This window comes from Blastococcus sp. TBT05-19, from assembly GCF_003319095.1.
GTDB lineage: Bacteria > Actinomycetota > Actinomycetes > Mycobacteriales > Geodermatophilaceae > Blastococcus.
Genome location: NZ_QOHI01000006.1, coordinates 85,903 through 111,606 on the forward strand (window position 1 = coordinate 85,903; position 25,704 = coordinate 111,606).

20 protein-coding genes are annotated in these 25,704 nt (G+C 74.9%); 10 read left to right on the forward strand and 10 right to left on the reverse strand.

The features are described 5' to 3' along the window. Positions 1–100 precede the first annotated feature (100 nt). The 3 genes from DQ244_RS16100 to DQ244_RS16110 all read left to right on the forward strand — a co-directional run bounded on the left by DQ244_RS16100 (position 101) and on the right by DQ244_RS16110 (position 7,481). The gene (locus DQ244_RS16100; protein ID WP_113812516.1) at positions 101–5,998 is read left to right on the forward strand and encodes a DUF4011 domain-containing protein; all 5,898 of its coding nucleotides are present in this window, start codon (positions 101–103) and stop codon (positions 5,996–5,998) included. A 77-nt stretch (positions 5,999–6,075) separates the two neighbouring features. After that, positions 6,076–7,026: an LLM class flavin-dependent oxidoreductase gene (locus tag DQ244_RS16105; RefSeq protein WP_113812517.1), complete on the forward strand. Its 951-nt coding sequence runs from the start codon at positions 6,076–6,078 to the stop codon at positions 7,024–7,026. Positions 7,027–7,148: 122 nt separating this feature from the next. Then, positions 7,149–7,481 (forward strand): hypothetical protein, encoded by a 333-nt coding sequence (locus DQ244_RS16110; RefSeq protein ID WP_113812518.1) that lies wholly within the window; start codon positions 7,149–7,151, stop codon positions 7,479–7,481. Between the two features lie 3 nt (positions 7,482–7,484). On the opposite strand, the gene DQ244_RS16115 is transcribed toward DQ244_RS16110, so the two are convergent. Further along, entirely contained in the window at positions 7,485–9,674 is a 2,190-nt protein-coding gene (locus DQ244_RS16115; RefSeq protein ID WP_113812519.1) for a SpoIIE family protein phosphatase, read from the reverse strand. Positions 9,675–9,683: 9 nt separating this feature from the next. Next, positions 9,684–10,178 carry an STAS domain-containing protein gene (locus DQ244_RS16120; RefSeq protein ID WP_113812520.1) on the reverse strand — a complete coding sequence of 165 codons (495 nt, stop codon included), beginning with the start codon at positions 10,176–10,178 and terminating at the stop codon, positions 9,684–9,686. Between DQ244_RS16120 and DQ244_RS16125 the strand changes: the two genes are divergently transcribed. Beyond that, positions 10,123–10,554, forward strand: coding sequence for an ATP-binding protein (locus tag DQ244_RS16125; protein WP_255411608.1), 432 nt, complete (start codon positions 10,123–10,125; stop codon positions 10,552–10,554). The two genes, DQ244_RS16120 and DQ244_RS16125, sit on opposite strands and share 56 nt — an antisense overlap. 42 nt (positions 10,555–10,596) lie before the next feature. After that, positions 10,597–11,850: a threonine ammonia-lyase IlvA gene (gene ilvA, locus DQ244_RS16130; RefSeq protein WP_113812522.1), complete on the forward strand. Its 1,254-nt coding sequence runs from the start codon at positions 10,597–10,599 to the stop codon at positions 11,848–11,850. Positions 11,851–11,854: 4 nt separating this feature from the next. Here ilvA and DQ244_RS16135 read toward each other — a convergent pair whose 3' ends face one another. Continuing rightward, positions 11,855–12,502: a response regulator transcription factor gene (locus DQ244_RS16135; protein WP_113812677.1), complete on the reverse strand. Its 648-nt coding sequence runs from the start codon at positions 12,500–12,502 to the stop codon at positions 11,855–11,857. Next, on the reverse strand, positions 12,499–13,785 hold the full coding sequence (locus DQ244_RS16140) for a sensor domain-containing protein (protein ID WP_158544582.1): 1,287 nt from the start codon (positions 13,783–13,785) through the stop codon (positions 12,499–12,501). The genes DQ244_RS16135 and DQ244_RS16140 overlap by 4 nt, the downstream gene beginning before the upstream one ends. 162 nt (positions 13,786–13,947) lie before the next feature. On the opposite strand from DQ244_RS16140, the gene DQ244_RS16145 reads away from it, so the two are divergent. Both DQ244_RS16145 and DQ244_RS16150 read left to right on the forward strand, forming a co-directional pair. Further along, complete coding sequence (locus DQ244_RS16145; protein WP_113812524.1) at positions 13,948–14,880, forward strand: ABC transporter ATP-binding protein; 933 nt, start codon at positions 13,948–13,950, stop codon at positions 14,878–14,880. After that, on the forward strand, positions 14,877–15,650 hold the full coding sequence (locus DQ244_RS16150; protein WP_113812525.1) for a hypothetical protein: 774 nt from the start codon (positions 14,877–14,879) through the stop codon (positions 15,648–15,650). The genes DQ244_RS16145 and DQ244_RS16150 overlap by 4 nt, the downstream gene beginning before the upstream one ends. An 18-nt stretch (positions 15,651–15,668) precedes the next feature. On the opposite strand, the gene DQ244_RS16155 is transcribed toward DQ244_RS16150, so the two are convergent. Both DQ244_RS16155 and DQ244_RS16160 read right to left on the reverse strand, forming a co-directional pair. Continuing rightward, positions 15,669–16,622, reverse strand: a complete 954-nt coding sequence (locus DQ244_RS16155) for a D-2-hydroxyacid dehydrogenase family protein (RefSeq protein ID WP_113812526.1) — start codon at positions 16,620–16,622, stop codon at positions 15,669–15,671. A 9-nt stretch (positions 16,623–16,631) separates the two neighbouring features. Continuing rightward, a complete protein-coding gene (locus tag DQ244_RS16160) occupies positions 16,632–17,681 on the reverse strand; it encodes a DUF3048 domain-containing protein (RefSeq protein ID WP_233491651.1) in 1,050 nt (349 codons plus the stop codon). A gap of 232 nt (positions 17,682–17,913) precedes the next feature. Here DQ244_RS16160 and DQ244_RS19705 point away from each other — a divergent pair, with 232 nt between their 5' ends. Continuing rightward, positions 17,914–18,684 carry a hypothetical protein gene (locus tag DQ244_RS19705; protein WP_199580437.1) on the forward strand — a complete coding sequence of 257 codons (771 nt, stop codon included), beginning with the start codon at positions 17,914–17,916 and terminating at the stop codon, positions 18,682–18,684. Positions 18,685–18,756: 72 nt separating this feature from the next. On the opposite strand, the gene DQ244_RS19710 is transcribed toward DQ244_RS19705, so the two are convergent. Continuing rightward, positions 18,757–18,903 (reverse strand): hypothetical protein, encoded by a 147-nt coding sequence (locus tag DQ244_RS19710; RefSeq protein WP_199580438.1) that lies wholly within the window; start codon positions 18,901–18,903, stop codon positions 18,757–18,759. A 91-nt stretch (positions 18,904–18,994) separates the two neighbouring features. Further along, positions 18,995–22,129 carry a carboxyl transferase domain-containing protein gene (locus tag DQ244_RS16170; protein ID WP_113812528.1) on the reverse strand — a complete coding sequence of 1,045 codons (3,135 nt, stop codon included), beginning with the start codon at positions 22,127–22,129 and terminating at the stop codon, positions 18,995–18,997. A gap of 65 nt (positions 22,130–22,194) precedes the next feature. Between DQ244_RS16170 and DQ244_RS16175 the strand changes: the two genes are divergently transcribed. After that, positions 22,195–23,094 (forward strand): SMP-30/gluconolactonase/LRE family protein, encoded by a 900-nt coding sequence (locus DQ244_RS16175; RefSeq protein ID WP_113812529.1) that lies wholly within the window; start codon positions 22,195–22,197, stop codon positions 23,092–23,094. Between the two features lie 65 nt (positions 23,095–23,159). Here the strand turns inward: DQ244_RS16175 and DQ244_RS16180 are convergent, their stop codons facing one another. Together DQ244_RS16180 and DQ244_RS16185 are read right to left on the reverse strand one after the other, a co-directional pair. Then, on the reverse strand, positions 23,160–23,696 hold the full coding sequence (locus DQ244_RS16180; protein ID WP_147251543.1) for a hypothetical protein: 537 nt from the start codon (positions 23,694–23,696) through the stop codon (positions 23,160–23,162). A 167-nt stretch (positions 23,697–23,863) separates the two neighbouring features. Next, on the reverse strand, positions 23,864–24,427 hold the full coding sequence (locus tag DQ244_RS16185) for an RNA polymerase sigma factor (protein ID WP_158544584.1): 564 nt from the start codon (positions 24,425–24,427) through the stop codon (positions 23,864–23,866). A gap of 160 nt (positions 24,428–24,587) precedes the next feature. Here DQ244_RS16185 and DQ244_RS20180 point away from each other — a divergent pair, with 160 nt between their 5' ends. Beyond that, positions 24,588–25,700 carry a transglycosylase domain-containing protein gene (locus DQ244_RS20180; RefSeq protein WP_113812532.1) on the forward strand — a complete coding sequence of 371 codons (1,113 nt, stop codon included), beginning with the start codon at positions 24,588–24,590 and terminating at the stop codon, positions 25,698–25,700. The last annotated feature ends 4 nt before the right edge of the window (positions 25,701–25,704 follow it).

Sequence of the window (25,704 nt, forward strand, 5' to 3'; positions counted from 1 at the left end):
ACGTGTGATCTGCGTTGTCGATCTTGCTCTCCCGTCACATCCGCCCCACCCGTCGGGGACGATGGGAGGACCGCTCCGTCCGACCCGGTAGACAGGTGACATGGAGAGCACTGCCGACACCGCGCGCGGCGACGCCGTCGCGCCGGTGCCGACGGTCTCCGTCGAGCTGACCTCCACGCCGGTGCTGAGCTACGCGCTGGCGCACAACCGCATCCCCGTCGTCTCGCGCCTGGCGCTGACCGGCGACGTGACGCTGCGCGGCGTCACCGTGCGCCTCTCGGTCCGCGACGCCGAGGGCCCGATCGCGCAGACGGTCGAGCTCCTGGCCGACGTCGACGCCGGGCGCACCACCGTGCTCACCGACCTCGGCCTGGTCATGGACCCGGCCGCGATGCTGCACGTCGAGGAGCAGCGCCCCGGCGTCGTCGACGTCGAGGCGTGGCTGGACGAGACGCTCATCGGCGAGGCGACCACGCCGGTGCAGGTGCTCGCCGCCAACCAGTGGCTGGCCACTCCCCTGCCCCTGGCGCTGGAGATGCTCGCCGCGCACGTCATGCCCAACCACCCCGCCGTCACGGGGCTGGTGGCCGAGGCCTCCGAGCTGCTCGAGGAGCGGACCGGCAGCGGGGCGATGGTCGGCTACGCGGCGACCGCCGAGCGCGTGGACGAGGTCGTGCAGGCCCTCGCCGCCGCCCTGCAGCGCCGCGGCGTCCGCCACTCCGAGCCACCGGCGAGCTGGTCGGACCTCGGCCAGCAGGTCCGCTCCCCCGGCGACGTCCTCACCTGGCGCGTGGGCACCCCGCTGGACGTCGTCGTCGTCCTGGCCGCCGCACTCGAGCAGGCCGGCATCCGGCCGCTGCTGTGGCTGGCCGAGGGGCACGCGTTCCTCGGGTACTGGCGGGAGGAGCGCAGCTCGGAGAGCGCCGCGACCACCGACGCCTCGGCCCTCGTGAACCTGGTCGACCTCGGCCTGGTCGGCCTGGTCGAGACCACGCTGCTCACCGGCTCGACCGAGCCGGTCGAGGACCTGCACACCCCCGCCTACCAGCGCTGGCTCACCGGCGAGCTCGACCGCGTCATCGGTGTCGCCGACGTGCACCGGGCCCGGCGCGACGGCATCGTGCCGCTGCCGGCCCGCGCCCGGACGCCCGAGGGCATCCTGCAGGTGGTCGAGTACCGGCCGGCCGAGCACAGCGTCGCCGCGTTCCCGGTCGGGACGACGACGCACGCCGGCACGCGGCCCGAGGCGCCCGCGCGGGTGCAGCAGTGGAAGAACGCGCTGCTCGACCTGAGTCTGCGCAACCGGCTGATCAACTACAGCGAGCGCTCCGGCCTGCCCCTCACGCTGCCCGCCACCGCGCTGCCGATCCTCGACAACCTGGTGCAGGACGGCACGCCGCTCACCCTGCTGCCCGGCGACCAGCTGGCCGCCGTCCAGAAGGAGCGCGGGCTCACCGGCGCCGCGGAGCTGCCCGCCGAGCAGCTGACCGACCTGCTGGTCGAGCGGCGCGAGGTGCACGCCGACGTCACCTCCGGCGGTTACCTCCCGCGCCTGCGCAACCTCGCCTACCGGGCGAAGACGGTGCAGGAGGAGACCGGCGCGAACAACCTGTACCTCGCGCTGGGCTCGCTGGTGTGGGAGCTCGACGGCCGGCCGCTGCGCTCGCCGCTGGTGCTGGTGCCCGTCGTGCTCACCCCGGTCGGGCGCACCGGCTCCTACCGGCTGGCGCTGGACGAGTCCGGCTCCAGCACCCCGAACTACTGCCTGCTGGAGAAGCTGCGCCAGGTGCACGGGTTGTCCGTGCCGACGCTCGCGGAGTCCGCCGAGACCACCCTCGACGTCGAGGGCGCCCTGGAGGCGATGCGCGTCGGGCTGGTCGGCCACGGCCTGCCCTACCGGGTGGAGGCGACGGCGGACCTGGCGATCCTGCAGTTCGCCAAGTTCCGGCTCTGGAAGGACCTCGACGAGCACTGGGCCGACTTCGCCCAGAACCCGCTGGTGCACCACCTCGTGCACGAGCCGACCGAGCCCTTCGCCGACCCGGCCCGCGACTCCGGCGCCTACGTCGACCTCGACTCCCTGGGCGCGGACCTGCCCGTGCCGGCCGACGCCTCGCAGCTGCGGGCGATCGCCGAGGCGGGCGCCGGGCGCACCTTCGTGCTGGAGGGCCCGCCCGGCACCGGCAAGTCCCAGACCATCACCAACCTGCTGACCCGCGCGGTCGCCGACGGCAAGCGGGTGCTGTTCGTCGCCGAGAAGCGGGCCGCGCTCGACGTCGTCGCCCGGCGCCTGGACGCGGTCGGGATGGGCATGTTCGCCCTCGACCTGCACGACAAGGGCAGCCGCGCCTCGATGGTGCGCGCCCAGATCCGGCTGGCGATGGAGCACGCCATCGCCGTCGACGACCAGGGCCTGGCCGCGGAGTCCGAGACGCTCCGCTCGGCCCGCCGGCAGCTGGCCCGCTACGCCGACCGGCTGCACGAGGAGAACGCCGTCGGCCTCTCCCTGTACTCGGCGCGCACCGCGGAGCTCGCCGCCGGCACCGACGTCGACCCGCTGCCGATGCCGCTGCCGTTCGTGGCCAACGCCCCGACCGAGGTGCTGACGGCGGTGCGCCGCGCGCTGGCGCTGCTGCCCGACATCGCCGACCTGACCCGCCCCTCGCCCCGGCACCCGTGGGCGTTCGTCGACTCCCCCGAGATCGACCTGCCCGCGGCCCGCGAGGCCACGACCGCCGTCGACGCCGCCCTGCGCGAGGTCGCCGCCATCGCCGAGCTGGGCGGCGTCATGCGGCACGCCCGCACGCCCGAGGACCTCGACGCGCTGGCGCACCTGCTGTCCGGCCCGCAGGTCGGCATCGACGTCCTGGACGAGACGTTCAGCGCCCGCTGGACCACCGCGACCGGCGCCGTGCTCGGCGAGGTCGCCGCGTTCACCGCCTTCCGCCACCCGGGCCTCGACGTCGCCACCCCCGAGGCGCTCGCGCTGCCGCTGGCCGACATCTACGTGCGCGCCCAGACCGCTGCGGCGTCGAGCTGGTGGGGTCGCCGCACGCGGCTCACCGCCGTGCGGGACGAGATCGCGTCCTGCCTGCGGCCCGGTGCCAAGGTCCGCCCCAAGGACGTCCCGGCCGTCGTGGAGAACCTCTGGCGGGTGCAGACGGCGGTGCAGGCCATCGTGACCCGCGTCGACGCGGTGCCCGGGCTGTCCGCGCCCGCGGGCTGGAACCCCTTCACCGACCCCGGCCTGCTGGAGCGCGAGGTCGCCTGGTTGCGCGGCGCCGGCACCGCCGTCGACGGCCGGTCGGCCTTCCACGTCGCCCTGCGCAAGCTGATCGTCGCCGGCATGCCGTCGGGCCCGGCGACCGCGGCGGCCGTGGCCCGGCTGCGCGACGCCGTCGTCCACCTCCTGCAGCTGTGCGGCAGCTCCTCGGACCAGCTCGCGGCGTGGGCCGGCGACGACGGCTTCGCGCTGCGCTGGTCGATGACCCGGCCCGAGCGCGGCGCCGAGGGCACGGTGCTCATGTCGCTGCGCCGCTGGGTCTCCTTCCTCGACACCCTCGAGCCGCTGCGCTACGCGGGCCTGTTCGACGCCCGCCGGCTGCTGGTCACCGGGCAGATCGCCGCCGACGACGCCGTGCGCGCGCTGGACCGCGGTCTGGCCATCGCCTCGGTGACCGAGCGGCTGGAGGCCTCGGGGCTGGACACCTTCGACGCGCAGGCGCACGGCCGGGCGATCGACCGGTTCACCGCGGCCTCCCACGCCGTGCGCGAGCACCTGACCGCGGCCCTGCCCGCCGCGGTGCTCTCCTCCCGGCCGTTCGACGCGACGATGGGCACCGGCCAGGTCGGCGCCCTGCAGCGCGAGCTGGCCAAGCAGCGGCGCGGCCTCGGCGTGCGGCAGCTGCTCGCCCGGTACGGCGAGCTGATCACCGCCGTCATGCCGTGCGTGCTGGTGTCGCCGGACTCCGTCGCCCGCTTCTTCCCCGCCGCAGCCGGCCAGTTCGACCTGGTCGTGTTCGACGAGGCCAGCCAGATCCGGGTGGCCGACGCCGTGGGCGCGCTGGGCCGGGCCCGGGCCGCCGTCGTCGTCGGTGACTCCAAGCAGATGCCGCCGACGTCGTTCCTCGAGCCGACGACGACCACCACCGACGACTCGGTCGAGGTGGAGACGGCGGTCGAGGACGAGGAGTCGATCCTCAGCGAGTGCGTGCAGGCGGGGGTGCCGCGGCACTGGCTGTCGTGGCACTACCGCAGCCAGGACGAGTCGCTGATCGCGTTCTCCAACGCCCAGTACTACGAGAACCGGCTGTCGTCGTTCCCGGCGCCCACGCACGGCCGGGCGTCGTCGGAGCCCGACGGCCGCGGCGTCTCGCTGGTGCGGGTGCCCGGCACGTTCCACCGGTCGGGTGCCGGCCGGCTGCTGCGCACCAACCCGATCGAGGCCAAGGCGATCGTGGCCGAGATCCGCCGCCGCTTCGACGCCCACCCGAAGTGGGACGGCATGAGCGTCGTGCCCTCGATCGGGGTCGTCACCTTCAACGCCCAGCAGCGCTCCTACATCGAGGCGCTGCTGCGCGACGCCGACGACGACCGGCTGGCCGCCGCCCTGGACCGCTCCGACGGCGAGGGCCTGTTCGTCAAGAACCTGGAGAACGTGCAGGGCGACGAGCGCGACGTCATCTTCTTCTCCACCGGCTTCTCCCCCGACGCCTCGGGCAACCTGCCGCTGAACTTCGGCCCGCTCAACCGGGTGGGGGGCGAGCGCCGGCTGAACGTGGCGATCACCCGTGCCCGCCGCCAGGTCGTCGTCTTCTCCTCCTTCGACCCCGACCAGCTGCGGGCCGAGGAGACCTCGTCGGTCGGCATCAAGCACCTGCGCGCCTACCTCGACATGGCCGAGCAGGGCACCGACGTGCTGCCCCGGTCGGCGCGCTCGGCCGCCGTCGTCGACCGCCACCGGGAGCAGATCGCCGCGGCGCTGCGCGAGCGCGGCCTGGTCGTGCGCACCGACGTCGGGCTCTCGGAGTTCCGGGTCGACCTGTCGGTCTCCCGGCCCGCCGACCCGGAGACGCCGCTGATGGCGGTGCTGCTGGACGGTCCCGCGTGGGCCCGCCGGGGCACCGTCGGCGACCGGGACGCGGTGCCGGTGGAGGTGCTCGGCGGCATGCTGCGCTGGCCCGTGGTCGAGCGCGTGTGGCTGCCGACGTGGCTGGCCGACGCCTCCTCCGTGGTCGACCGGCTGGCCGAGGCGGTGGACGCCGCCCCGGTGGCGCCGCGCCCGCTCGCGGAGCCGGTGCAGCTGCCGACGGCGGCGGTCGAGTCGTTCAAGGGCGTGGCGGCGCTGCGCTCGGCGGTGACGGCGTCGGTGGCGGTGCCGGCCGCCCCGTCCCGCCCGGTGGCGAAGCCCGCCGCACCTCGCAAGCCCGCCAAGCCCGCGGCGCTGGAGGGCGAGGCGCCGTTCGTGCCCTGGATCCCCAAGACCGCCGGCGAGAAGTCCCTGCTCGACGAGCTGCCCGCGTCGAAGCCGGCCCGCGCCGTGCGCCGGGTGCTGCAGGCCGGGATCAAGGCCGAGGGGCCGATCCACGTCGACCGGCTGGCCAAGCTGACCGTGGGCGCCTTCGGGCTCAACCGGGCCACCGAGTCGCGCAAGCAGACGCTGCTCTCCCTGCTGCCGCCGTCGGCGGTGGACGGCGACTTCCTGTGGCCCGAGGGCACCGACCGCGCCACCTGGACCGGGTTCCGCCGGCAGGTCTCCAGCACCGACCGGCCGATCGACCACGTGGCGCCCGAGGAGATCGCGAACGCCATGGTCGCGCTGTCCCGGGCCGCGGCCGGGATGCGCCGCGACGAGCTGCTGACCGCCACCGCCGCGGTGTTCGGCCACAAGCGCCGGGCCGCGTCGGTGACGCCGGCGCTGGAGAAGGCGCTGGCGTTCGCGCTGGACAGCGGGCGGCTCACCGAGCAGGGCTCGGGCCTGCTCACCGGCGGGGCCTGAGGACTCTGCTGCCGCACCGCTGCCGGGGCTAGCTTCGGCCTCCTCCCACCACCACGGGGGCGGAGAGGAGCGGTCCCATGACGATCTCCCAGGCGGCCGGCGGTCCCGCGCTCGGGCTGGTCCTCCCACCGGCGGCACCCCCGGACCGCCTCTGGCCCGCGGTCGAGGCCGCCGAGGAGGGCGGCATCGGCTCCATCTGGGTGACCGACCGGACGCTGTCCGACGTCCCGTGGCTGGAGACGCTGACCTACCTCGGCGCGCTCGCGGCCCGGACGACGCGGGTCACCATCGGCACGTCGGTCCTCTGCCTGGCACGGCGGAACCCGGTGCTGGTCGCGCACGCGCTGGCCTCGGTCCAGTACCTCTCGGGCGGACGGCTGGTCACCGGCGTGGGTCTGGGCGGGCTGCGGCCGGGTGAGTACGAGCTGAGCGGCGTCCCGCTGAGCTCCCGGGCGCCGGTGACCGACGAGTACATCGGGCTGCTCCGGCGGCTGTGGTCGGAGGAGACGGTCGACCACGCGGGCGAGCACTTCACCTGCTCGGGCGTGCAGCTCTCGCCGCGGCCGGAGACGCCGATCCCGATCTGGGTCGGCGGGTACTCCCCCGGCGCGCTCGCGCGGGCCGGGCGGCTGGGCGACGGCTGGCTGTCGGTCTACGTCGGACCGGACCGGATCGGGGCGCCGCTCGCCGAGGTCCGCCGGCACGCGACGGAGGCCGGCCGGGACCCGGACGCCCTGACCATGACCGCCTACGTGTTCGCCGCGATCGGCCGCCGCGAGGGCGAGGCCGAGGCCGTGCTCGGACCGGCGCTGGAGAACATCTACGGCGTCGGGCTGGAGCAGATGAGCGACGCCTGCATGTACGGGACGCCGGACCGCTGGGTCGACACCATCGGCCGGTTCGGCGAGGCGGGCGCGGACAACGTGAACGTCCTGCTGTTCACGACCGACCTGGCCCGCGACGTCGGCATCGTCGTCGGCGACGTCCTGCCCCAGCTCGCCGGGCACCGGACGATGGCCGACGCCTGACACGCCCGCCCGGAGGGCGCTCCGACCGCCGGCGGGCGCCGTGCGAGGCTTGGGGGACGGACTCCGGTCCGCCCGGCCGCGAGGGCCCGGGGACGACGACGTGCAATCGGGGGGCGACACACGTGCGCATCAGCTGCCGGGCCACGCTGCCCGCGACGGACATCGAGATCGCGACCGCGGTCCAGCAGCTCCTGGACCGCCGCGGCTCCATGGCGCACGCGCCGGTGACCCTGACGATCCCGGACAACGTGGCCATCGGCATCGCCGGCTTCTTCGTGAGCCCCACCGACTCCGGGCAGCTCATGGAGCGCTTCTTCCGGGGCGGCGACGTCGACAGCAACGAGATGCTCGAGGCGATCCGGTTCGAGCAGGGCTACGCCTCCCCCGAGGGGCACGCGGCGCTGCACTGCCTGTCGGGCTGGGTCGCCGCCCAGGTGCACAAGCAGGGCGGCTGACCCTCAGGTCCGGGCGACCCCGAGCAGGGTGACGTCGTCGGTGCTCGGCGGGTTGAGCGCGGCCAGCACGGCGTCGAGCAGCTGCTGCGGCTCGGCCGGCCCGGCGCCGACGGCGTCGCGCAGCGCGTCGAGCCCGGCGGCCAGGCCCGCGGCGGACCGCTCGACCAGGCCGTCGCTGAACAGCAGCAGCCGGTCGTCGCCGGCCAGCCGCAGCCGGGTCTCGCGGTAGGACGGCGCGTCGAGCACGCCGAGCGCGGGCCCGCGGCCCTCCATCACGTACTCCGCGCCGTCGGCCGCGGCGTGCAGCACGGGCAGGTGCCCGGCGCTCGCGACGACGACGTCGCCGCTGTCGGGGTCCAGCTCGGCGACGACGACGGTCGCCATCTCGCCGGGCAGGAGCGCCCCGATCACCTCGTTGAGGCCGTCGAGCGCGGCGGCCGGGCCCTCCGCGCGGAGCAGGTGGGCCCGCAGCGCGTGCCGCAGCTGGGCGGTGACCGCGGCGGCGGCCAGGCCGTGCCCGGCGACGTCGCCGAGCACGATGGACAGCCGGCCGCTGGGCAGCGGCACCAGGTCGTACCAGTCACCGCCGACGACGTCGTCCTGGCTCGGCCGGTACCGGGCGGCGAGCGCGACGCCGGGCACCTTGGGCAGCTCCTCGAGCAGCAGCGTGCGCTGCAGCGCGCCGGCCAGCCGGTTGTCCTCCTCGGCGCGGTTCAGCGTGGCCTCGGCGAGGTGACCGGCCAGCGTGCGGGCGGCGGCGATCTCGTGCTGCCGCCAGGGGCGCGAGGTCTCGCGCACCGTCTCGCTCCACGCGGCGAACGAGCGCCGGGGGCTGAGCCGCGGTCCGTCGTCGGTCTGCGCCGTCTTCGACTGGTACGGGTTGCCGCCCCAGGTGACCTCGCGCAGCGTCTCCGGCCGGAACCAGGCGAGGAAGTCCTCCCCACCGACCGGGACGGCGAGCACGCCGCTGGCCGTCGACGCCAGGTCGGCGGCCGCGGGGACGACGGTGGAGACGGCGTCGGTGGCGGTCACACCGCCGTCGAGCAGCGCGCGGACCAGCGGCACGACCCGCTCGGCCGGCGGCGTGGTGCCGAGCAGCATCAGCTGACCGCCCAGGCGGACGGCGGCACCGGTGGCGGGCAGCAGGTCGAGGGCGCTGGGGTCGTTCCCGGTGAGCGCCGTGCCGAGGGCGCGCGGGGTGCGGCCGACGGCGGCGGTCAGCTCGGCGGTGCGGCGGGCGACCTCCACCACGCCGTCGGTCACGCCCGCGGCGACCAAGGTGCGCAGCAGCAACGAGGCGGTGCGGCCGAGGAACTCGGCGGCCACGCGGTCGGGGTAGGACGGGCGGTGCGGGCCGGCGTAGTGGTGGCAGGAGATGAGGCCCCACAGCTTCCCGCGGTCGATGAGCGACACCGACATCGAGGAGACGACGCCCATGTTGGCCAGGTACTCCAGGTGCACCGGCGAGACGCTGCGCAGCATGGCGCCCGAGAGGTCCAGCGGCCGGCCGGTGAGCGGGTTGACCGGCGGGTCGAGCGGCACCCGCTGGTAGCCGGCGTCGGGGATGATCCGCATCCAGTTGCTCGTGTAGAGGGCGCGGGCCTGGGCCGGGATGTCGCTGGCCGGGAACCAGAGGCCGAGGAAGGGCTCGAGGTCCGCGCGCCGGTCCTCGGCGATGACCTCGCCGTTCCACGCCTCGTCGAAGCGGTAGACCATCACCCGGTCGAAGCCGGTCAGCGTGCGCACGTCGCGGGCGAGCACCTCGCTGAGGTCGTCGAGCGTCGAGCTGGCCGCGAGCCGCTGCAGCACGGTCGGGAGGCGGGTGTGCCACGCGGCGCCGGCCTCCTCGGCACCGGCGACCGGCTCCCACTCGGTGATCAGCAGCCCGTCGGCGCGGTGCAGGACGAGGTCGACGTCGGCCCCGCCCACCTGGACGCGCAGCGGGTTGACCTCGGAGAGGTCCCCGGCGAGGGCGTCGCGCAGCCGGGCGGCGTCGTCGTCGGTGAGGTACTGGTCGAGCGTCCCGCCCACGCGGCCCAGCACCGCCTCGGCGTTGCCGGAGGCGACGACGACGGCGAGGTCGGGCTCGGTGGCCGCCAGCAGGACCCCGTGCGGCTGGATGGCGCCGGGAACGGCGATGGGCTCGTCGGCGCAGCGGAGCAGCGCGTCCGCGTCGACGGAGGAGGCGGTCACGCCGTGACGTTACGTGCCGGAGTCCTCGCGGGCGACAGACGTGCCGATCTCCGACGCGGCGGCGACGACGGGCACGGCGGTGCCGAGGTCGAGCAGGTCGATGGGCAGCCGCACCGGGCGGTTGCCGCGCGGCACGAGGACGTGCAGCTCGACGCCGGCTTCCCGGGCGCTGCGCGCGAGCACCATCAGCGTGCGCGCGCCGGAGGAGTCGAGGAACTGGGTCGGGCTCAGATCGATGACGAAGCCGTCCGGGGAGGTGCTCATGAGCTCCTCGGCAGCGGCTGCGAGCTGTGGGGCTGTGGCCAGGTCCAGCTCACCCCGTACCGTGAGGGCCGCACGTCCGGCGACCGTCGTACGTCCGATCTCGAACAGCACCGTTCCGCCTCCCTCCCTCGTCCTGCCTGGTGAGGAAAGGGTAGGCCACGCGGATCCGAGGAGGTGAGCCGCCGTGAACATCGAGTTCAGCGTCCGGTTGCCGACAGACGCCCAGAGCGTGCCCCTCATGCGAGGCCTGCTCCGGCAAGCGCTCGAGCACCTCGGGGTGGCCGAGGCCGGGATCGAGGAGATCGTGCTCGCGCTGACCGAGGCGTGCGCGAACGTCGTCGACCACGCCGGCGAGCACGAGGAGTACCAGGTCGACGTGTCGATCACCGACGACCTGTGCCGGATCAGCGTGCTCGACGAGGGCCAGGGCTTCGAGTTCGACCAGGCCTCCCACACCTCGGCCCGCTCTCCGCTGGAGGACCACGGCCGCGGCCTGGTCCTCATGCAGGCCCTGGTCGACAACCTGCAGTTCGTCCAGGCCGAGGACGGCCGGCACCGGGTCACCCTGGAGAAGCGGCTCTCCCCCCAGCCGCACCTGCGGCTGCTCTCGGACTGACCCGCGTCCCTCGCCCCCGCCGTCGTCGACGACGATGAGCGCGTGATCGACGACGCCTTCTCCGCCGAGGTGCGTGCGGCGGTGGACCGGCTGGCCGGTGTCGCCGAGCGGACGCCGCTGCAGCGCAACGCCCGGCTGTCGGCGCTGACCGGCGCCGACGTGTGGGTCAAGCGCGAGGACCTCCAGGTGGGCCGCTCCTACAAGATCCGCGGCGCCTACAACACGATCAGCCGATTGGGTGACGCCGAGCGCTCGGCCGGGGTGGTGTGCGCGAGCGCCGGCAACCACGGCCAGGGCGTGGCCTACGCGTGCCGGGCGCTCCAGGTGCACGGCCACGTGTTCGTGCCCGGGACGACGCCGCGGCAGAAGCGCGAGCGGATCGCCGCGCTCGGCGGCGACATGGTGCAGCTGGTCGTCGTCGGCGACTCCTACGACGAGGCGGCGGCGGCAGCGGCCGCTCACGCCGCGGGCACCGGGGCGACGCTGGTGCCGGCGTTCGATGCCCTCTCCACGGTCACCGGCCAGGCGACGGTGGCGGTCGAGATCCTGGCGCAGCTCGGGTGCGAGCCCGACGTCGTCGTCCTCCCCGTCGGTGGTGGCGGGCTGCTGGCCGGCTGCGCGACCTGGCTGCGGCAGCACTCCCCCCGCACCCGGCTTATCGGCGTGGAGCCCGCGGGCGCGGCGAACATGGCCGCGGCGCTGGCCGCCGGCGAGCCGGTCGACCTGCCGGAGATGGACACCTTCGTCGACGGCGCCGCGGTGCGCCGGGCCGGTGCGGTGACCTATCCCCTGGTGCGCGACTCCGGCGCCTCGCTCGTGGCGGTTCCCGAGGGGCAGATCTGCACCGAGATGCTGGAGCTGTACCAGGCCGACGGGGTCATCGCCGAGCCCGCGGGGGCGCTGTCGACCGCGGCGCTGAGCGGTGGGCTGGTCAGCGTGGCGCCGGGTCAGACGGTCGTGTGCCTGCTGTCCGGCGGCAACAACGACGTGAGCCGGTACGCCGAGGTCGTCGAGCGCTCGCTGGTGCACCGCGGGCTCAAGCACTACTTCCTGGTGGAGTTCCCGCAGGAGCCAGGCGCGCTGCGGCGCTTCCTCGACGAGGTGCTGGGTCCGGACGACGACATCGTGCTGTTCGAGTACGTCAAGCGGGACAACCGCGAGACCGGCGCGGCGCTGACCGGCATCGAGCTCGGGTCGGCCGACGGGCTGCCGGAGCTGCTGGCGCGGATCGAGGCCAGCCCGCTGAAGATCCAGCACGTCGCGCCCGGGTCGACGGCCTACCGCTTCCTGGTCTGAGCTCTCAGGCGTTCATGAAGCCGCTCTCGTAGGCGGCGATGACGGCCTGGGTGCGGTCCCGGGCGCCGAGCTTGAGCAGCACGCTGCTGACGTGGGTCTTCACCGTCTCGCGGCTGAGGAACAGCTCGGTGGCGATCTCGGCGTTCGACAGCCCGCCCGCCACCAGTCGCAGCACGTCGGCCTCGCGCCCGGTGAGCGTCGGGAGGGCGGCCGGACCCCGCGCACGGGACGGCGCGTGCGCGGCGATGAGCCGGCGGGTGAGGTCGGGCAGCACCAGCGACGTCCCCCGCGCGACGACCCGGATCGCGTCCACCAGCTCGTCGGGATCGGAACGCTTCAGCGCGAACCCGCTCGCGCCGGCCTGCAGCGAGCGGAACAGGTAGTCGTCGTCCTCGAACGTGGTCAGCACGAGCACCCGCGGGCGCTGCGGATCGCGGGCCACCAGCTCCCGGGTCGCGGCGATGCCGTCCATGTCGGGCATGCGGACGTCCATGAGGACGACGTCGGGGTCGGTCTGCGCGGCGACGTCGAGCGCCTCACGACCGGTGCCGGCGTCGCCCACGACGGTCAGGTCGGGCTCGCTCTCCAGGATCACCCGGAGCCCGGAGCGGACCAGGACGTCGTCGTCGACCAGGAGCAGCCGCAGGCTCACGCGGCCCCCGCCAGCGGCAGCGTCACGCACAGCTCGAAGCCGCCCGACGGCGTCGGCTCGGCCGACAGGGTCCCGCCCGCGGCGGTCGCCCGCTCGCGCAGACCGGCGAGCCCGCGCCCCCCGCCGGGGCCGGGCCGGCTGTCCAGCTGCGAGGCGCGCTCGTTGCACACCCGGACGACGAGGGTCGCACCGCTGCGCGCGACCTGGGCGACGGTCAGCGGGGTGCCTGCGTGCCGCAGCACGTTCGTCGTCCCCTCCTGGACCACCCGGTAGGCGAGCTCCTGCACGCCCGCCGGCACGTCGTCGACGTCGCCGTCCACCACCAGGGCGACCGGCAGGCCGCCGTCGCGGAGCCCGGACAGCAGCTCCTCGAGGTCGGCGAGCGAGGGCGCCGCGAAGGGGGCGGGATCGCGGCCGCCGTCCTCGGCGCGCAGCACGCTGAGCACGCGGTCGAGCTCGGCGAGCGCGGTGCGGGTGTTGGTCTCGATGTGCCCGAGCGCCTGGTGGGCGAAGTCCGGCTGCAGCGGCCGGTCGCCGGCGGGCGTGAGCGTGCGCCGCGCGGCGCTGGCTTGCAGCAGGCTGGCGGTCAGCGCGTGGCCGATGGTGTCGTGCAGGTCCCGGGCCAGCCGGTTCCGGTCGGCCAGCCGGCGCGTGCTCTGCTGCAGCGCGGCGATGCGCTGCTCGGGCGCGGTGCCGAGCAGCCGCGGCGCCACCGAGCCGGACAGCCGCACCAGCCCGTCGAGCACCGCGAGCGTGACGCCGACGACGGCCACCATGAGCGCGAGCAGCGGGAGCGCGGTGAGCGCGTTCCAGTCGGCACCCCAGCCCAGGTAGGCGAACACGAACCCGCCGAAGAGCAGCGTGGCCAGCGTCGCGATGCCCAACAGCACCCGCGCCCCGAGCCAGCCCAGCGCCCGCCACGTGTCGGCCGCCCAGACCAGCCGCCGCAGCTTCCGGACGGCACCATGCTGGTCGCGCACCCGTTCCCCGGCCGGGATGTCGACGCCGAGCAGCTCGCGGGCCATGCGGCGCTCGAGGCCGGCGAAGCCGCGGGTCGTCGCGAGCACCAGCAGGACGAGCAGCACCCCGACGCCGTAGATCAGGGCGACCACGGAGCCGACCAACCCGGCGAACAGCGCGAGGTACAGCGCACCGAACGGCAGGCTCGCCAGGGCGTAGAGCGCCCGGCCGGGCCAGCCGGGGCGGGCGGCGACGAGCAGCGCCCGCAGGCGGGCGGCGATCTCGGCCGCTGAGCCCGGGATGCGGGAGGTCGTCGGGGGCACGGGTCGATCCTGGCCGACCGGCGGGCCGGAGGGATCCCCCTGCCGGGCGCTGTCGATCTCCCCCGCGCGGGGGACCGAGGTCGGCGCTGCGGGGTGATCCGCCGGGGTCCTGCCGCGCGCCAGGCTCCGTGTCATGACTCCCTCCCTCTCCGGGCGGCTCGCATGATCTCGGTGCGCGGGCTGACCAAGCAGTACGGCGCGGTCACGGCCGTGGACGACCTGACCTTCGACGTCGCGCCGGGCAAGGTGACCGGCTTCCTCGGCCCGAACGGCGCCGGCAAGTCGACCACGATGCGCATGATCCTTGGTCTGGACCGGCCCACGTCGGGCTCCGCCCTGGTCGGCGGCCGGCCGTTCGCGCGGCTGGCCGAGCCGCTGCGCGCGGCCGGTGCGCTCCTCGACGCCGGCGCCGTGCACCCCGGGCGCAGCGGCCGCGACCACCTGCGGGTGGCCGCCCGGACCCACGGCATCCCGCTGCGACGGGTGGACGAGGTGATCGAGCAGGTGGGGCTCGGCCCGGCGGCCCGGCGGCGGGTGAAGGGCTACTCGCTGGGCATGCGGCAGCGGCTCGGCATCGCGACCGCGCTGATCGGCGACCCCGGCGTCGTGCTGTTCGACGAGCCGATGAACGGCCTGGACCTCGACGGCGTCCGGTGGATCCGCCGGCTGGTGCGCGGTCTGGCCGACGAGGGGCGCACGGTGCTGCTGTCCAGCCACCTGATGAGCGAGATGGAGCAGACCGCCGACCACCTGGTGATCATCGGCCGCGGCCGGCTGATCGCCGATGCGTCCTTCCAGGAGGTCATGCGCGGCCAGGGTGCCGGCCGCAAGGTCCGGGTGCGCACGCCGTCGACCGACCAGCTCGCGGGGGCCTTGCTGCGCCGCGGCGCGGTGGTGCACCCCGCCGGCGACGGCGAGCTGCTCGCCGAGGGCGTGTCCGCCGAGGCCGTCGGCGACGTCGCCCTGGAGGAGGCCGTGGCCGTGCACCGGCTGGCGGAGGAGCACAGCTCGCTCGAGCAGGTCTACCTCGACCTCACCGGCGACAGCGTCCAGTACCGGGTCGCCGGCGCCCCCGAACTGGTGGCGCAGCGATGACCGCCGTCGCCGTCCGGGAGCCCGGCACCGCGACCGTGCTCGGTCGCGCGGCGGCCGCCGAGTGGCTGCGGCTGCGCACGGTGCGGACGACGTGGTGGTGCCTGCTGGCCGCCACCGTGACCATCGTCGGCATCGGCGTCATCCTCGCCTACGACGCCGACGACGTGACCGCCAGCGGCGAGCTGCCACCGGCGACGGCGGCCGGCGAGTTCGGCGTCGTGCTCGGCCAGTTCGCGCTGCTGGTCCTGGTGCTGCTCGCGGTGACGCAGGAGTACGCCAGCGGGGCGATCACGCCGACGCTGCAGTGGACGCCGCGCCGCGGGGTGCTGCTGGCTGCTCGCCTCGCCGTACCGGTCCTCGCCGCCACCGCGGTCGGCGTGCTGCTGGCGCTCGCCGCCGACATCGCAGCCTGGTTCATCGCTGACCTGGCGTTCTCGCCGGGCGACGTGGCCGGCAGCCTCGGCCGGGTCGCCGCTGTCCTGCTGGCCGGCGGGGCGCTGGCGATCGGCGTCGGGCTGCTCCTGCGCAGCACGGCCGGCGCCCTGGCGACGGTCTTCCTGCTCCAGCTGGTCCTGCCGTTCCTGCTGCCGGCGTTCGGGGTGCAGTGGATGGCCGACCTCGGCGAGCTCCTGCCCGGCTCGGGCGCCATCTGGACGCTCCTCGGGGAGCCGGAGATGACGGCGGGGCAGGCGACGGCCCTGCTCGTCGGCTGGGCGGCGGTCGCCGTGGGGCTCGGCGGCTGGTCGCTGCTGCGCCGGGACGCGGGATAGCCGGGCCGGGGCTGGTCGCTACGGCGTGAGCACGCGGAGCGGGTTCCCGGCGACGAACGCCGCGACGTCCTCGACCGCCTCGCCGTAGAAGACCTCGTAGGTGCCGCGGGTGACGTAGCCCAGGTGCGGGGTGAGCACCGTGCGCGGCGACGTCCGCAGGGGGTGGTCGGCCGGCAGCGGCTCCTCGTCGTAGACGTCGAGGGCCGCGCAGGCGATGCGGTCCTCGGCCAGCGCGTCGAGGAGCGGCTGCTGCTGCACGATCGGCCCGCGGCTGGTGTTGACCAGGACGGCGGTGTGCATCATCAGCGCGAGGTCCTCCGCGCCGATCAGACCGCGGGTCCGCTTGGACAGCAGCAGGTGGATCGTGGCGACGTCGGCGGTGGCGAACAGCTCGTCGCGCTCCACCCGGCGCACCCCGACCTCGGCGGCTTGTGCGTCGGTGAGGTTCTGGCTCCACGCGACGACGTCCATCCCGAACGCCTGCCCGATCGTCGCGACCCTGCTACCGAGCCGGCCGAGCCCGATGACGCCGAGGCGCGCGCCGGCCAGGTCGGTGCCGATGGTCTGCTGCCACCCCCCGGCGCGCATGCCGGCGTCCTCCTGCGGCACGTGCCGCACGGCAGCGAGGATCAGCGCCCAGGTGAGCTCGACCGTGGCGGTGGCGCCGGACCCGGTGCCGCAGACGGTGATGCCGCGCTCGGCGGCGGCCTCGACGTCGATGGACTTGTTCCGCATGCCGGTCGTGACCAGCAGCTTCAGGTTCGGCAGCCGCTCGAGCAGCCCGCGCCGGAACTCGGTGCGCTCGCGCATCGCGACGACGACGTCGAAGTCCTTAAGCGCGGCGGCCACGGCGTCCTCGTCGCCCAGGTGCGCGTGGAACTCGACGACGTCGACCTCCCCCGGCACCCGGGACCAGTCGCAGAAGTCGGCGGCGACGGACTGGTAGTCGTCCAGGACAGCGATGCGGGTCATGCGCTGGTCTTACCCGACGGCGACCGATCCCGTGCGGTTCGGGACGAGCTCGACCCAGGTGTTCCCCGGCGCGAGCAGGATCGGCGTGCCGTGGGCGTCGGTGAGGACGACGCGGTCGCTCGCCGAGGCCTTGGTCCAGTTCGCCTGCAGGGTGCGCCCGCCGGTGGCGACGAGCGCCTGGCCGCCGCCGACCATGTCCGTCTCGGGAACGGGGTTGCCGGCGGGGTCGGTGTAGCGGGTGTTGACGATGTCGACCCGGAGGACGACGACGTTGGTCGCCTTCAGCTGCTGGCCGTCGGCCTGGGTCGCCGGCGTGCTGCCCTCGAAGCGCATCCACGACTGCTGCGCAGGGTCCCACCCCCAGCTGGGCGTGCTGACGCCGGACAGCTTGAGCTTGACGACGGCGGTCGGCGTCCCGGTGCCGAGGGCACTGGGCTGGTCGGCGGCGCTGGCCATGCGGAACTGCTCGATCGGGTCGGCGAGGTGCGCGGGGTCGGCCTGGGCGATGAAGTCGGCGGGGTTCGCGTAGACGTTGTGCGGCGCGTACCGGCTCTGCTCCCGGTAGAATCCGCCGGCGCCACCGTCGTGGCTGACCACCTGCAGGCCCGCCGCGGACACCGCGTCGACGAAGGGGCGCTGCCCGCCCGAGAAGGCGAACAGGCCGCGCAGCGGGGCGGCGATCGCGGCGTCCATGGGGCGCACGGAGCGGATCGGGCCGATCTCCGGCGGCAGGGTGGAGTGGTAGACGGCGACGAAGCGGGTGATGCCGCCCTCGACGACCTCCTCCCACACCACGTCGGCGGAGTTGAGGCCGGACTGCGGGCGGGACTCCGGCGAGTTCTCGATCTTCACCGCCAGCGCGGGGCGCTCGACCGGGTCGGTGGTCGCCACGCCGGTGAGCGGCCACGGGAAGGTCGGCGGCGGAGGCGGCGGCGCGGGCGTCGTCGTCGTCGGGGTCGCGGCCTGGCTGACCTCCGGGGCGCACCCGGTGGTGAGCGCGAGGCCGGCGGTGACGGCCAGTGCGGCGGCGGCGCGGAGGGTCCGGCGGGATCGGTGCACGGGCGGGCTCCTGCATCGGCGGGCCTCGGTCCGCCCGGCGAGCGGCCCCGGGCGACACCGAGGCGTCGCCGCCCTCGTCATCGGCAGACCTGAGCGGAGTCGGGGGTCGGCCGCTGCGCGTGGGGCGGCTGGGGCTCCAGTGCAGATCGGAGAAGTCGTCGACTCGGAATGCGGGGTCGACAGCCGGGGCGCAGCTAGCTTCCAGGCTCGACCACGTCGCGAGGGGAACACGATGGCCAGCACACGGGGGACGCACCAGGGAGCCGCAGGTCAGCGGTCGCAGAAGCAGAACGTCGCTCTGCTCGTCGTGGCGGGGATGGCGGTGGTGCTGGCCGTCGCCGGGTTCGCGACCGGCGGCATCGGAGCGGGCCTCGTCCAGCTCGGCGGGGTGGCCGTCCTCGTCGCCATCGGCGCACTGATCGTCGGTCGCGCCCGGTGGGCCTTCCTCCCCGACCGCAGGGCCGCCGGCATCGCGATCGCCGCGGCGCTCGTGCTCAGCGGCATCGGCACGGCGCTCTCCCCGCAGCCGGAGGAGGAGCCGCTCGCGTCGTCGGGCCAGCAGCTCGTGGCGGGTCAGGAATCCAGCACGCCGACGACGTCGTCGGCCCCGCGTTCGACCACGCCGGCACCGGTTCCGACCACGGCGCCGGCGACCACAGCGCCGTCGTCGTCGGCCGTCGCTCCCGCGCCGGCACCGGCTCCTGCCCCGGCGCCGCGCGCGACCAAGGCGCCGGCTCCGGCACCTCGACCGGCTCCTGCCCCGGCTCCCGCGCCGCGGCCGGCGCCCGCGCCGGCTCCGGCACCCCATCAGGCACCCGTCCCGGCACCTGCTCCTGCACCCGCCCCGGCTCCGGCGCCCGCGCCCGCCCCGGCACCGAGCGGCACCGTCCACCCCGGTTCCTTCTGCTCCTCGGAAGGCGCCACCGGCGTCACGACCACCGGCAAGGCGATGCGCTGCACCCTCGTCGCGGGCGAGGAGCGCGCGCGCTGGCGCGCGGCGTAGCCGACCCGCTCCGAACGCGACTGCGCCCCCTCTCCTCGGTGAGGAGAGGGGGCGCTGTCGTCGAGCTGAGGGTCAGCGGCGACCGGTCTTGCCGCTGCGGCTCTTCTGGAAGTCCGCGATGGCCTTCTTGATCTTCGCCTGGTTCTCGGGCTTGCGGGCCTCCTGGACCACCTTCGCCGCGATACCGGACACGATCATCTTCCTGAACATGCCTGCCATGGTGTTCCTCCTTCGATCGTCGCGTCCTTACCTGCCCTGACGATCGGCAAGTCAATCCCGTGCCCGGCATCGAGCACCCGATGCGGTCGGCTCACCAGGTGTCGACGTGCGGGCGCACCCGCCCCGGCGGCCGGGGGTTGTCCGCGACTTCGCGGGTGAGCGTGCTGATCCAGCGGCGGGTGTCGACCGGGTCGATCACGTCGTCGATCTCCCAGTGCGCGGCCACGTTCAGCCCCCGCCCGTTCTCGTACGCGTAGGCGACGGCGGCGTCGAAGGTCGCGGCCCGCTCGGCGTCGTCCTCGATGGCCGCGAGCTCGCGGCGCATGCCGAGGCGCACCGCACCCTCCAGGCCCATCGGGCCGAACTCGCTGGTCGGCCAGCCGACGGTGAACCGCGGCACCTTGGTGCTGCCGCCGGCCATCGCCTGCGCCCCGAGCCCGTAGGCCTTGCGGACGACGACCGTGCCGATCGGCACCGAGAGGTTCGCGCCGATCACGAACAGCCGGGAGAAGTGGCGGACGGTCGCCGTCTTCTCCGACTCGACCCCGACCATGAAGCCTGGGGTGTCGCAGAGCGAGACGACCGGCAGCCCGTGGGCGTCGCAGAGCTGGAGGAAGCGGGCCGCCTTGTCCGCGGCGTCGGAGTCGATGGCGCCGCCGAGGTGGGTCGGCACGTTGGCGATCACGCCGACCGGTGCGCCCTCGACCCGTGCCAGGGCGGTGATCATGCCGGCGCCCCAGCCGTCGCGGAGCTCGAGCACGCTGTCCTCGTCGGCGAGGGCGTGCAGCACCGCGCGCATGTCGTAGACGCGCTTGCGGTTCTCCGGGACGAGGTGCCGCAGCGCCCGCTGGTCGGGTGCGGTCCACCTCTGCACCGGGCCCTGGAAGTAGGAGAGGTACTTCCTGGCCGCGGCGACGGCGGCCGCGTCGTCGGCCACCCGGAGATCGACGACGCCGTTGGCGTGCTGCACGTCGATCGGGCCGATCTCCTCCGGCGCGACGACGCCGAGCCCGCCGCCCTCGATCATCGCCGGGCCGCCCATGCCGATGTTGGCGTCCTCGGTGGCGATGACGACGTCGCAGGTGCCGAGCAGCGCGGCGTTGCCGGCGAAGCAGCGGCCGCTGGCGATGCCCACGGTCGGCACCAGCCCGGAGAGCCGGCCGAACAGCGTGAACGCCGCGGTGTCGAGCGCGGAGACGACCGGGTGGTCGACGTCACCGGGTCGCCCTCCCCCGCCCTCGGCGAAGAGGACGACGGGCAGCCGGCGCTTCTCGGCCAGCTCGAACAGCCGGTCCTTCTTGAGGTGGCCGCGCATGCCCTGGGTGCCGGCGAGCACCGTGTAGTCGTAGGAGACGACGACGCTCGCGCCACCGCTGATGTCGGCCAGCCCACCGATGACGCCGTCGGCCGGGGTCTTCTGCTGAAGCTCCTCCCGGCTGCGGCGGCGTTCCTGGGCGGCGAAGACCAGCGGCCCGTACTCCAGGAAGCTGCCCTCGTCGACGAGGTCGGCGAGGTTCTCCCGCGCGGTGCGCCGGCCCTGCGCGTGCCGCTTGGCGACGGCCTCGGGGCGGTGCTCGTCCAGGCCGAGCTCGTGCCGGCGGCGCACCTCGGCGAGGTCGGGCCGGTCGGCGTCGAGGTCGAGGTCGCCGGCGTCCTGCTGCTCCCCGGCATCGTCGTGCTGGACCTCGGCCAGCAGCTGGCCCTGACGGACGGTGTCGCCGACCCGCACCGCCACCCGCAGCACGGTGCCGCCGGCGGGGAGGGCGACGACGTGCTCCATCTTCATCGCCTCGAGCACCACCACCGCTCCCCCGGGCTCGACCGCGGTGCCGGGCGTCGCCTCGACGGCGACGACGGTGCCCGGGACGGGTGCGCGGAGCCCCTCGCCGTCCTGCCCGGGCTCCACGGAGTCGGCCAGCTCGGCGAGGTGGTCGTCGACGAACGTGGTGGTGGCGTGCGATGCCTCCGGGTGCGCCAGCAGCGCGCGGAGGAACCCGGTGTTCGTGGCGACGCCGCCCACCTGCACCTCGCCGAGCGCCCGGTGCAGGTGCCTGAACGCGGCGGCGAGCCCGCCGTGCCGCTCGTGGACGACGACCTTCGCCAGCAGCGGGTCGTAGCGCGGGCTCTGCTCGGCGCCGGTGCGAGCGGCGGTGTCGACCCGCACGCCCGGTCCGCCGGGGAACGCGAGAGCGGTGAGGGTCCCGGCGCCCGGGACGACGCCGTCGACGGTGATTGTCTCGGCGTTCACGCGCGCCTGGACGGCGACGCCGACCGGCTGGCTCGCGATGGCCAGGTCGGCCAGTGTCGCGCCGGCCGCGACGCGCAGCTGCAGCCGCACCAGGTCCAGGCCGAGCACCTCCTCGGTGACCGTGTGCTCGACCTGCAGCCGCGGGTTGCACTCCAGGAACACGAACTGCCCGTCCTGGACGAGGAACTCCACCGTGGCCAGCCCGCGGAGCCCGACGTGCTCGGCCAGCGCCTTCCCCGCGGCGTGCAGCCGGGTGCGGACGTCGTCGGGCAGGTTCGGCGCCGGCGCGATCTCGACGACCTTCTGCCGGTTCCGCTGCAGCGAGCAGTCCCGGTCCCCGAGGACGACGACCTCGCCCCGGACGTCGGCGAGGACCTGCACCTCGATGTGCCGGGCGTGCTCGACGAGCTGCTCGGCCAGCAGGCCGGCGGTGCCGAAGGCGACCTGGGCCTCCTTGCCGACCGCCTCGACGGCGGCGGCGACGTCGTCGCCCCGGCGGAGGATCCGGGTGGCCCGCCCTCCCCCGCCGAACCGGGCCTTGAGCATCACCGCGCCGACGTCGTCGAGGAGTGCGGCGATCCCGTCGCCGTCGGCGGCGCGGAGCACCGGGACACCGGCGGCCTCCGCGGCCTGCCGGGCGAGCGCCTTGTCCCCGAGCGTCCGCAGGACGGCCGCGCCCGGGCCGACGACGGGGACCGGACAGGCGTCGGGCAGCGCCGGGCTCTCGGAGAGGAACCCGTAGCCGGGGTGGACGAGGTCGCAGGTCGTCGCGACGGCGGCCCGCGCGATCGCCGCGGCGTCCAGGTAGGCGGCGGGGCCGCTGCCGGGGAGGACGTGGGTCTCGTCGGCGGCGGCGAGGTGCGGGGCGTCCGGCTCGTCGGCGGCCGTGACGGCGACGGAGGTCAGGCCTTCGGCGGCCGCGGCGCGGGCGAGGCGGACGGCGATCTCGCCGCGATTGGCGATCAGCAGGCGAGCCACCCGCCGATGCTCGCACGCTGCCCGCACGGGCTGTGGCGGCGGTCACCAGGCCGTACCGTCCGGCCATGGGTGATCGACAGTTCCGGACCGTGCTCGAGGGTGGCTCCTACTTCGAGGGGCCGCGGTGGCACGACGGCGCGTGGTGGGCGTCGGACTTCTACCGGCGCACCGTCAGCCGGGTGCGGCCCGAGGGCGGCGAGGACGTCGTCCTCGAGGTGGAGAACCAACCGTCCGGGCTCGGCTGGCTGCCCGACGGCTCGCTGCTCGTCGTCTCCATGAAGGACCACCGCCTGCTGCGGGTGTCCGACGGCGACGTGACCACGCACGCCGACCTGTCCGACGTCTGCGGCGGACACCTGAACGACATGGTCGTGGACGCGTCGGGCCGGGCGTTCGTGGGTGACTTCGGCTTCGACCTGATGGGCGGCGGGGCGCCGGCCGAGGCATCGGTGAAGCGGGTCGACCCCGACGGCACGGTCACCGTGGCCGCCGAAGGCCTGAAGTTCCCGAACGGCTCGGTCATCACGCCCGACGGCGGCACGCTGATCGTCGGCGAGACGTGGGGCAACCGGTTCACCGCGTTCGACATCGCCGCCGACGGCTCGCTGACCAACCGGCGGGTGTGGGCCGAGCTCGGCCCGGAGCCGGTGGGCGGGTCGGTCGAGGAGCTCATCGGTCAGGTCGTCGTCGCACCCGACGGCTGCACCCTGGACGCCGAGGGGCACGTCTGGGTGGCCGACGGGCTGAACTCACGGGTGCTGCGCGTGGCCCAGGGCGGGTCGATCGTCGACGAGATCGCCGCGCCCGACGGCATGGGCGTCTTCGCCTGCGCACTCGGTGGGGACGACGGCCGGACGCTGCTGCTGTGCTGCGCGCCGGACTTCTACGAGCACACGCGGGCGCCGGTGCGCGAGGCGGTGCTGGTGTCCACCGAGGTCGACGTCCCGCACGCCGGTCTGCCGTGACCGGCTGAGCCGGCAACGCACGGAGGGCCCGACCGGATGCGTCCGGTCGGGCCCTCCGTCGTCGGTCAGGGGCAGGCTTCCTCGCGCTTGACGACGCCGAAGTCGATGGCGCCCTCGACGTCGCCGGTGACCCGCTGACCCGGCGGGACGTTCTGGTCGCAGACGATCCAGTTCGAGTCCAGCACCTGGTTCCGGCTGCCCAGCAGGTCGTGCGAGACGCTGAGCCACACGTTGTGCGTCTGCACCGTGTTCTGCGCGGTCTGCAGGTCCGTGCCGACGAGGTCCGGCATGACGAAGTCGACGACCGGAGCGGCCGACGTCGGCGCCGGCGTGGGCGTGACCGGCGGTGCGACGGGCTGCGGTGCCGGCGTGGTCGGAGCCGTGGTCGTCGTCGGCGCGGCGGCCGACGTGCTGGTCGCGGCGGCCTCGGCCGGCTTCTCGTCGGCGCTGCCCGCCGCGTTCCCGATCGCGCCCAGGACGACCACTCCGGCGACGACGGCGAACCACGGTCGCTTGTAGAACGGCTTCTTCTCCGGGAGCCCCGGCTTCGTGAACTCGACGAACGGCCCCTGCGACGGCGTCCAGGGAGGTGGCTGAGTCATGGTGATCCCCGTGTGCGTGTGCATGCTCCTGCCCGGACGGTTGTCCCGGGCAACCACCGGAATCTGACACGGGGCAGCGCGCGATCGACGGAGGACGGCGCGGCGCCGTCCCCACGAGCACCAGGAGTGCCGCTGCTCCCAGCGCCCCCAGGCCGCGGGCGCCGTCCCTACGCGGCCTGCGGACGGCGAGGCGCGGGCACGACCGTGCCGAGCGCGTCCTGGAGCCGGCGCATGCCGAGCATGGTGCGGGTCTTCACCGTGCCCAGCGGCGTCTCGGTGCGCTCGGCGATCTCCCGCTGCGTGTAACCGCCCCAGTAGGCGAGCACGAGCGCCTCGCGCTGCGCCGCCGGAAGCGTCGCCAGCGCAGCGCGCATCCGGGCGTCGGCGATGCGGCCGACCACCACGTCGACGACGTCGGGCGGCGACACCTGGGCGGTGGTGTCGGCGAAGTCGTCGGAGCGCCGGCGCAGCGCCACCTCGCGCCGCAGCGCGTCCACTGCCTTGTGGTGCACGATCGACAGGAACCAGGAGGCGAAGGCGGCGCGGTCGGCGTCGAAGGCCGCCGGGTTGCGCCAGTACGCCAGGAAGGCCTCCTGGACCACGTCCTCGGCCATGCGGTCGCACCCCACGATCCGCCGGGCGACGTGCAGTGCGCGGGCCGTGTGGTCGGCCACCCTGTCGGCGAGGAAGGTCTCGGCCGCCGTGCTGGACCGGTCCTTGGTGTGGATCACACGAGCTAGGTGGGGCGCGATCGAGTTGTGCAAACCGAAAGAGACCGGATCGAGATCCGGGCGGACCTGATCCGCCCACCCGGGTGACCGGAACGACGGCCGGCTCCACGCCGGGTCGCCGTACGATGACGGTTCGACGCCGACCGGAGGAGCACCCCTCATGGCCTCCGTCCCGCCGGACCGCCGGTCCACCCGGCGGTTCCGCCGCCCGACGGCCGCCCCGCCGCCGGCTCCTCCGTCCGGCCGTCCCGCCCACTCCCCGCAGGACCAGCCCTCACCCGGCCCCCGCTTCGACCGGCCGCCACCGGCCGGCAACGACTGGTACCCACCTCCGGAGCCCGCTCCGCCGCGCGAGGAACCGCGACGTCCGCGGTCGGGCGACCGTCGTCGGCCGCACGACCGGGACGTCCGGCGCCCGGTCCCGCCCGCACCCCTGCGCGGCCGACGACGCGGCCGGGCCCGCCGCCCCCGCCGGCTGCTCGCCCGCATCGCCCGGGTGCTGGCCGTCCTCGTCGTCGTCCAGGCGCTGCTCCTGCTCTCCCTGCGGTGGGTCGATCCGCCGACGACCGCCTTCATGGCGGCCAACCCCGACGGGTCGATCCAGCAGTCGGTGCCGGTCGAGCACGTGTCCCGGACCTTCCTCGCGGCGGTGATCGCGCACGAGGACGCCGCGCTCCCCTACCGCGCCGGGGCCTTCAACTGGACCGTGCTGTGGAGTCGGGCGTGGTCCCACCTCTCCGGCGAGGAGGACCCTTCGGGTTCCACGATCCCGCAGCAGGTGGCCAAGAACCTGTTCCTCAACCAGGAGTTGAGCGCCGGGCGCAAGGCGGTCGAGGCGGCACTGGCCGTCGAGCTCGCCTTCGTGCTCGACGACCGCCGGATGCTCGAGCTCTACGTGAACTACGCGCAGTTCGGTCCCACGATCTACGGCGTCTGCGCCGCCGGCTGGTACTACTTCGACTCCCCGCCGGAGTCGCTGTCGCCTGCGGAGTCGGTGCAGCTGGTCGGCCTGCTGCCCTCGCCCGGGCACGTCCGCCGCGCACCGGGCGGTGGGATGGACTTCCAGGTCGAGGACGGTCTGGGCTGGCTGTCCCGCTCGCACGTGATCAACGCCCAGAACCGGGTGCCCCGGCACCTCGACGCCCTGGGCTTCACGCCCGTCGAGGACGCCGGGGTCGAGGGGCTCGCCTCCGAGCAGGAGCCGTCGGACGACGACTGCAGCGAACCGCCGCAGGAGGTCACCGACCTCATCGCCGCCGAGGGCACCGGCTGACGGG

What these genes read in the sequence shown, in the direction of transcription:
- DQ244_RS20180 (WP_113812532.1), top strand. Translation starts at nt 24,588, where the DNA reads ATGGCCTCCGTCCCGCCGGACCGCCGGTCCACCCGGCGGTTCCGCCGC.
- DQ244_RS16180 (WP_147251543.1), bottom strand. Translation starts at nt 23,696, where the DNA reads ATGACTCAGCCACCTCCCTGGACGCCGTCGCAGGGGCCGTTCGTCGAG.
- DQ244_RS16150 (WP_113812525.1), top strand. Translation starts at nt 14,877, where the DNA reads ATGACCGCCGTCGCCGTCCGGGAGCCCGGCACCGCGACCGTGCTCGGT.
- DQ244_RS16100 (WP_113812516.1), top strand. Translation starts at nt 101, where the DNA reads ATGGAGAGCACTGCCGACACCGCGCGCGGCGACGCCGTCGCGCCGGTG.
- DQ244_RS16155 (WP_113812526.1), bottom strand. Translation starts at nt 16,622, where the DNA reads ATGACCCGCATCGCTGTCCTGGACGACTACCAGTCCGTCGCCGCCGAC.
- DQ244_RS16145 (WP_113812524.1), top strand. Translation starts at nt 13,948, where the DNA reads ATGATCTCGGTGCGCGGGCTGACCAAGCAGTACGGCGCGGTCACGGCC.
- DQ244_RS16175 (WP_113812529.1), top strand. Translation starts at nt 22,195, where the DNA reads ATGGGTGATCGACAGTTCCGGACCGTGCTCGAGGGTGGCTCCTACTTC.
- DQ244_RS16105 (WP_113812517.1), top strand. Translation starts at nt 6,076, where the DNA reads ATGACGATCTCCCAGGCGGCCGGCGGTCCCGCGCTCGGGCTGGTCCTC.
- DQ244_RS16120 (WP_113812520.1), bottom strand. Translation starts at nt 10,178, where the DNA reads ATGAGGGGCACGCTCTGGGCGTCTGTCGGCAACCGGACGCTGAACTCG.
- DQ244_RS19705 (WP_199580437.1), top strand. Translation starts at nt 17,914, where the DNA reads ATGGCCAGCACACGGGGGACGCACCAGGGAGCCGCAGGTCAGCGGTCG.
- DQ244_RS19710 (WP_199580438.1), bottom strand. Translation starts at nt 18,903, where the DNA reads ATGGCAGGCATGTTCAGGAAGATGATCGTGTCCGGTATCGCGGCGAAG.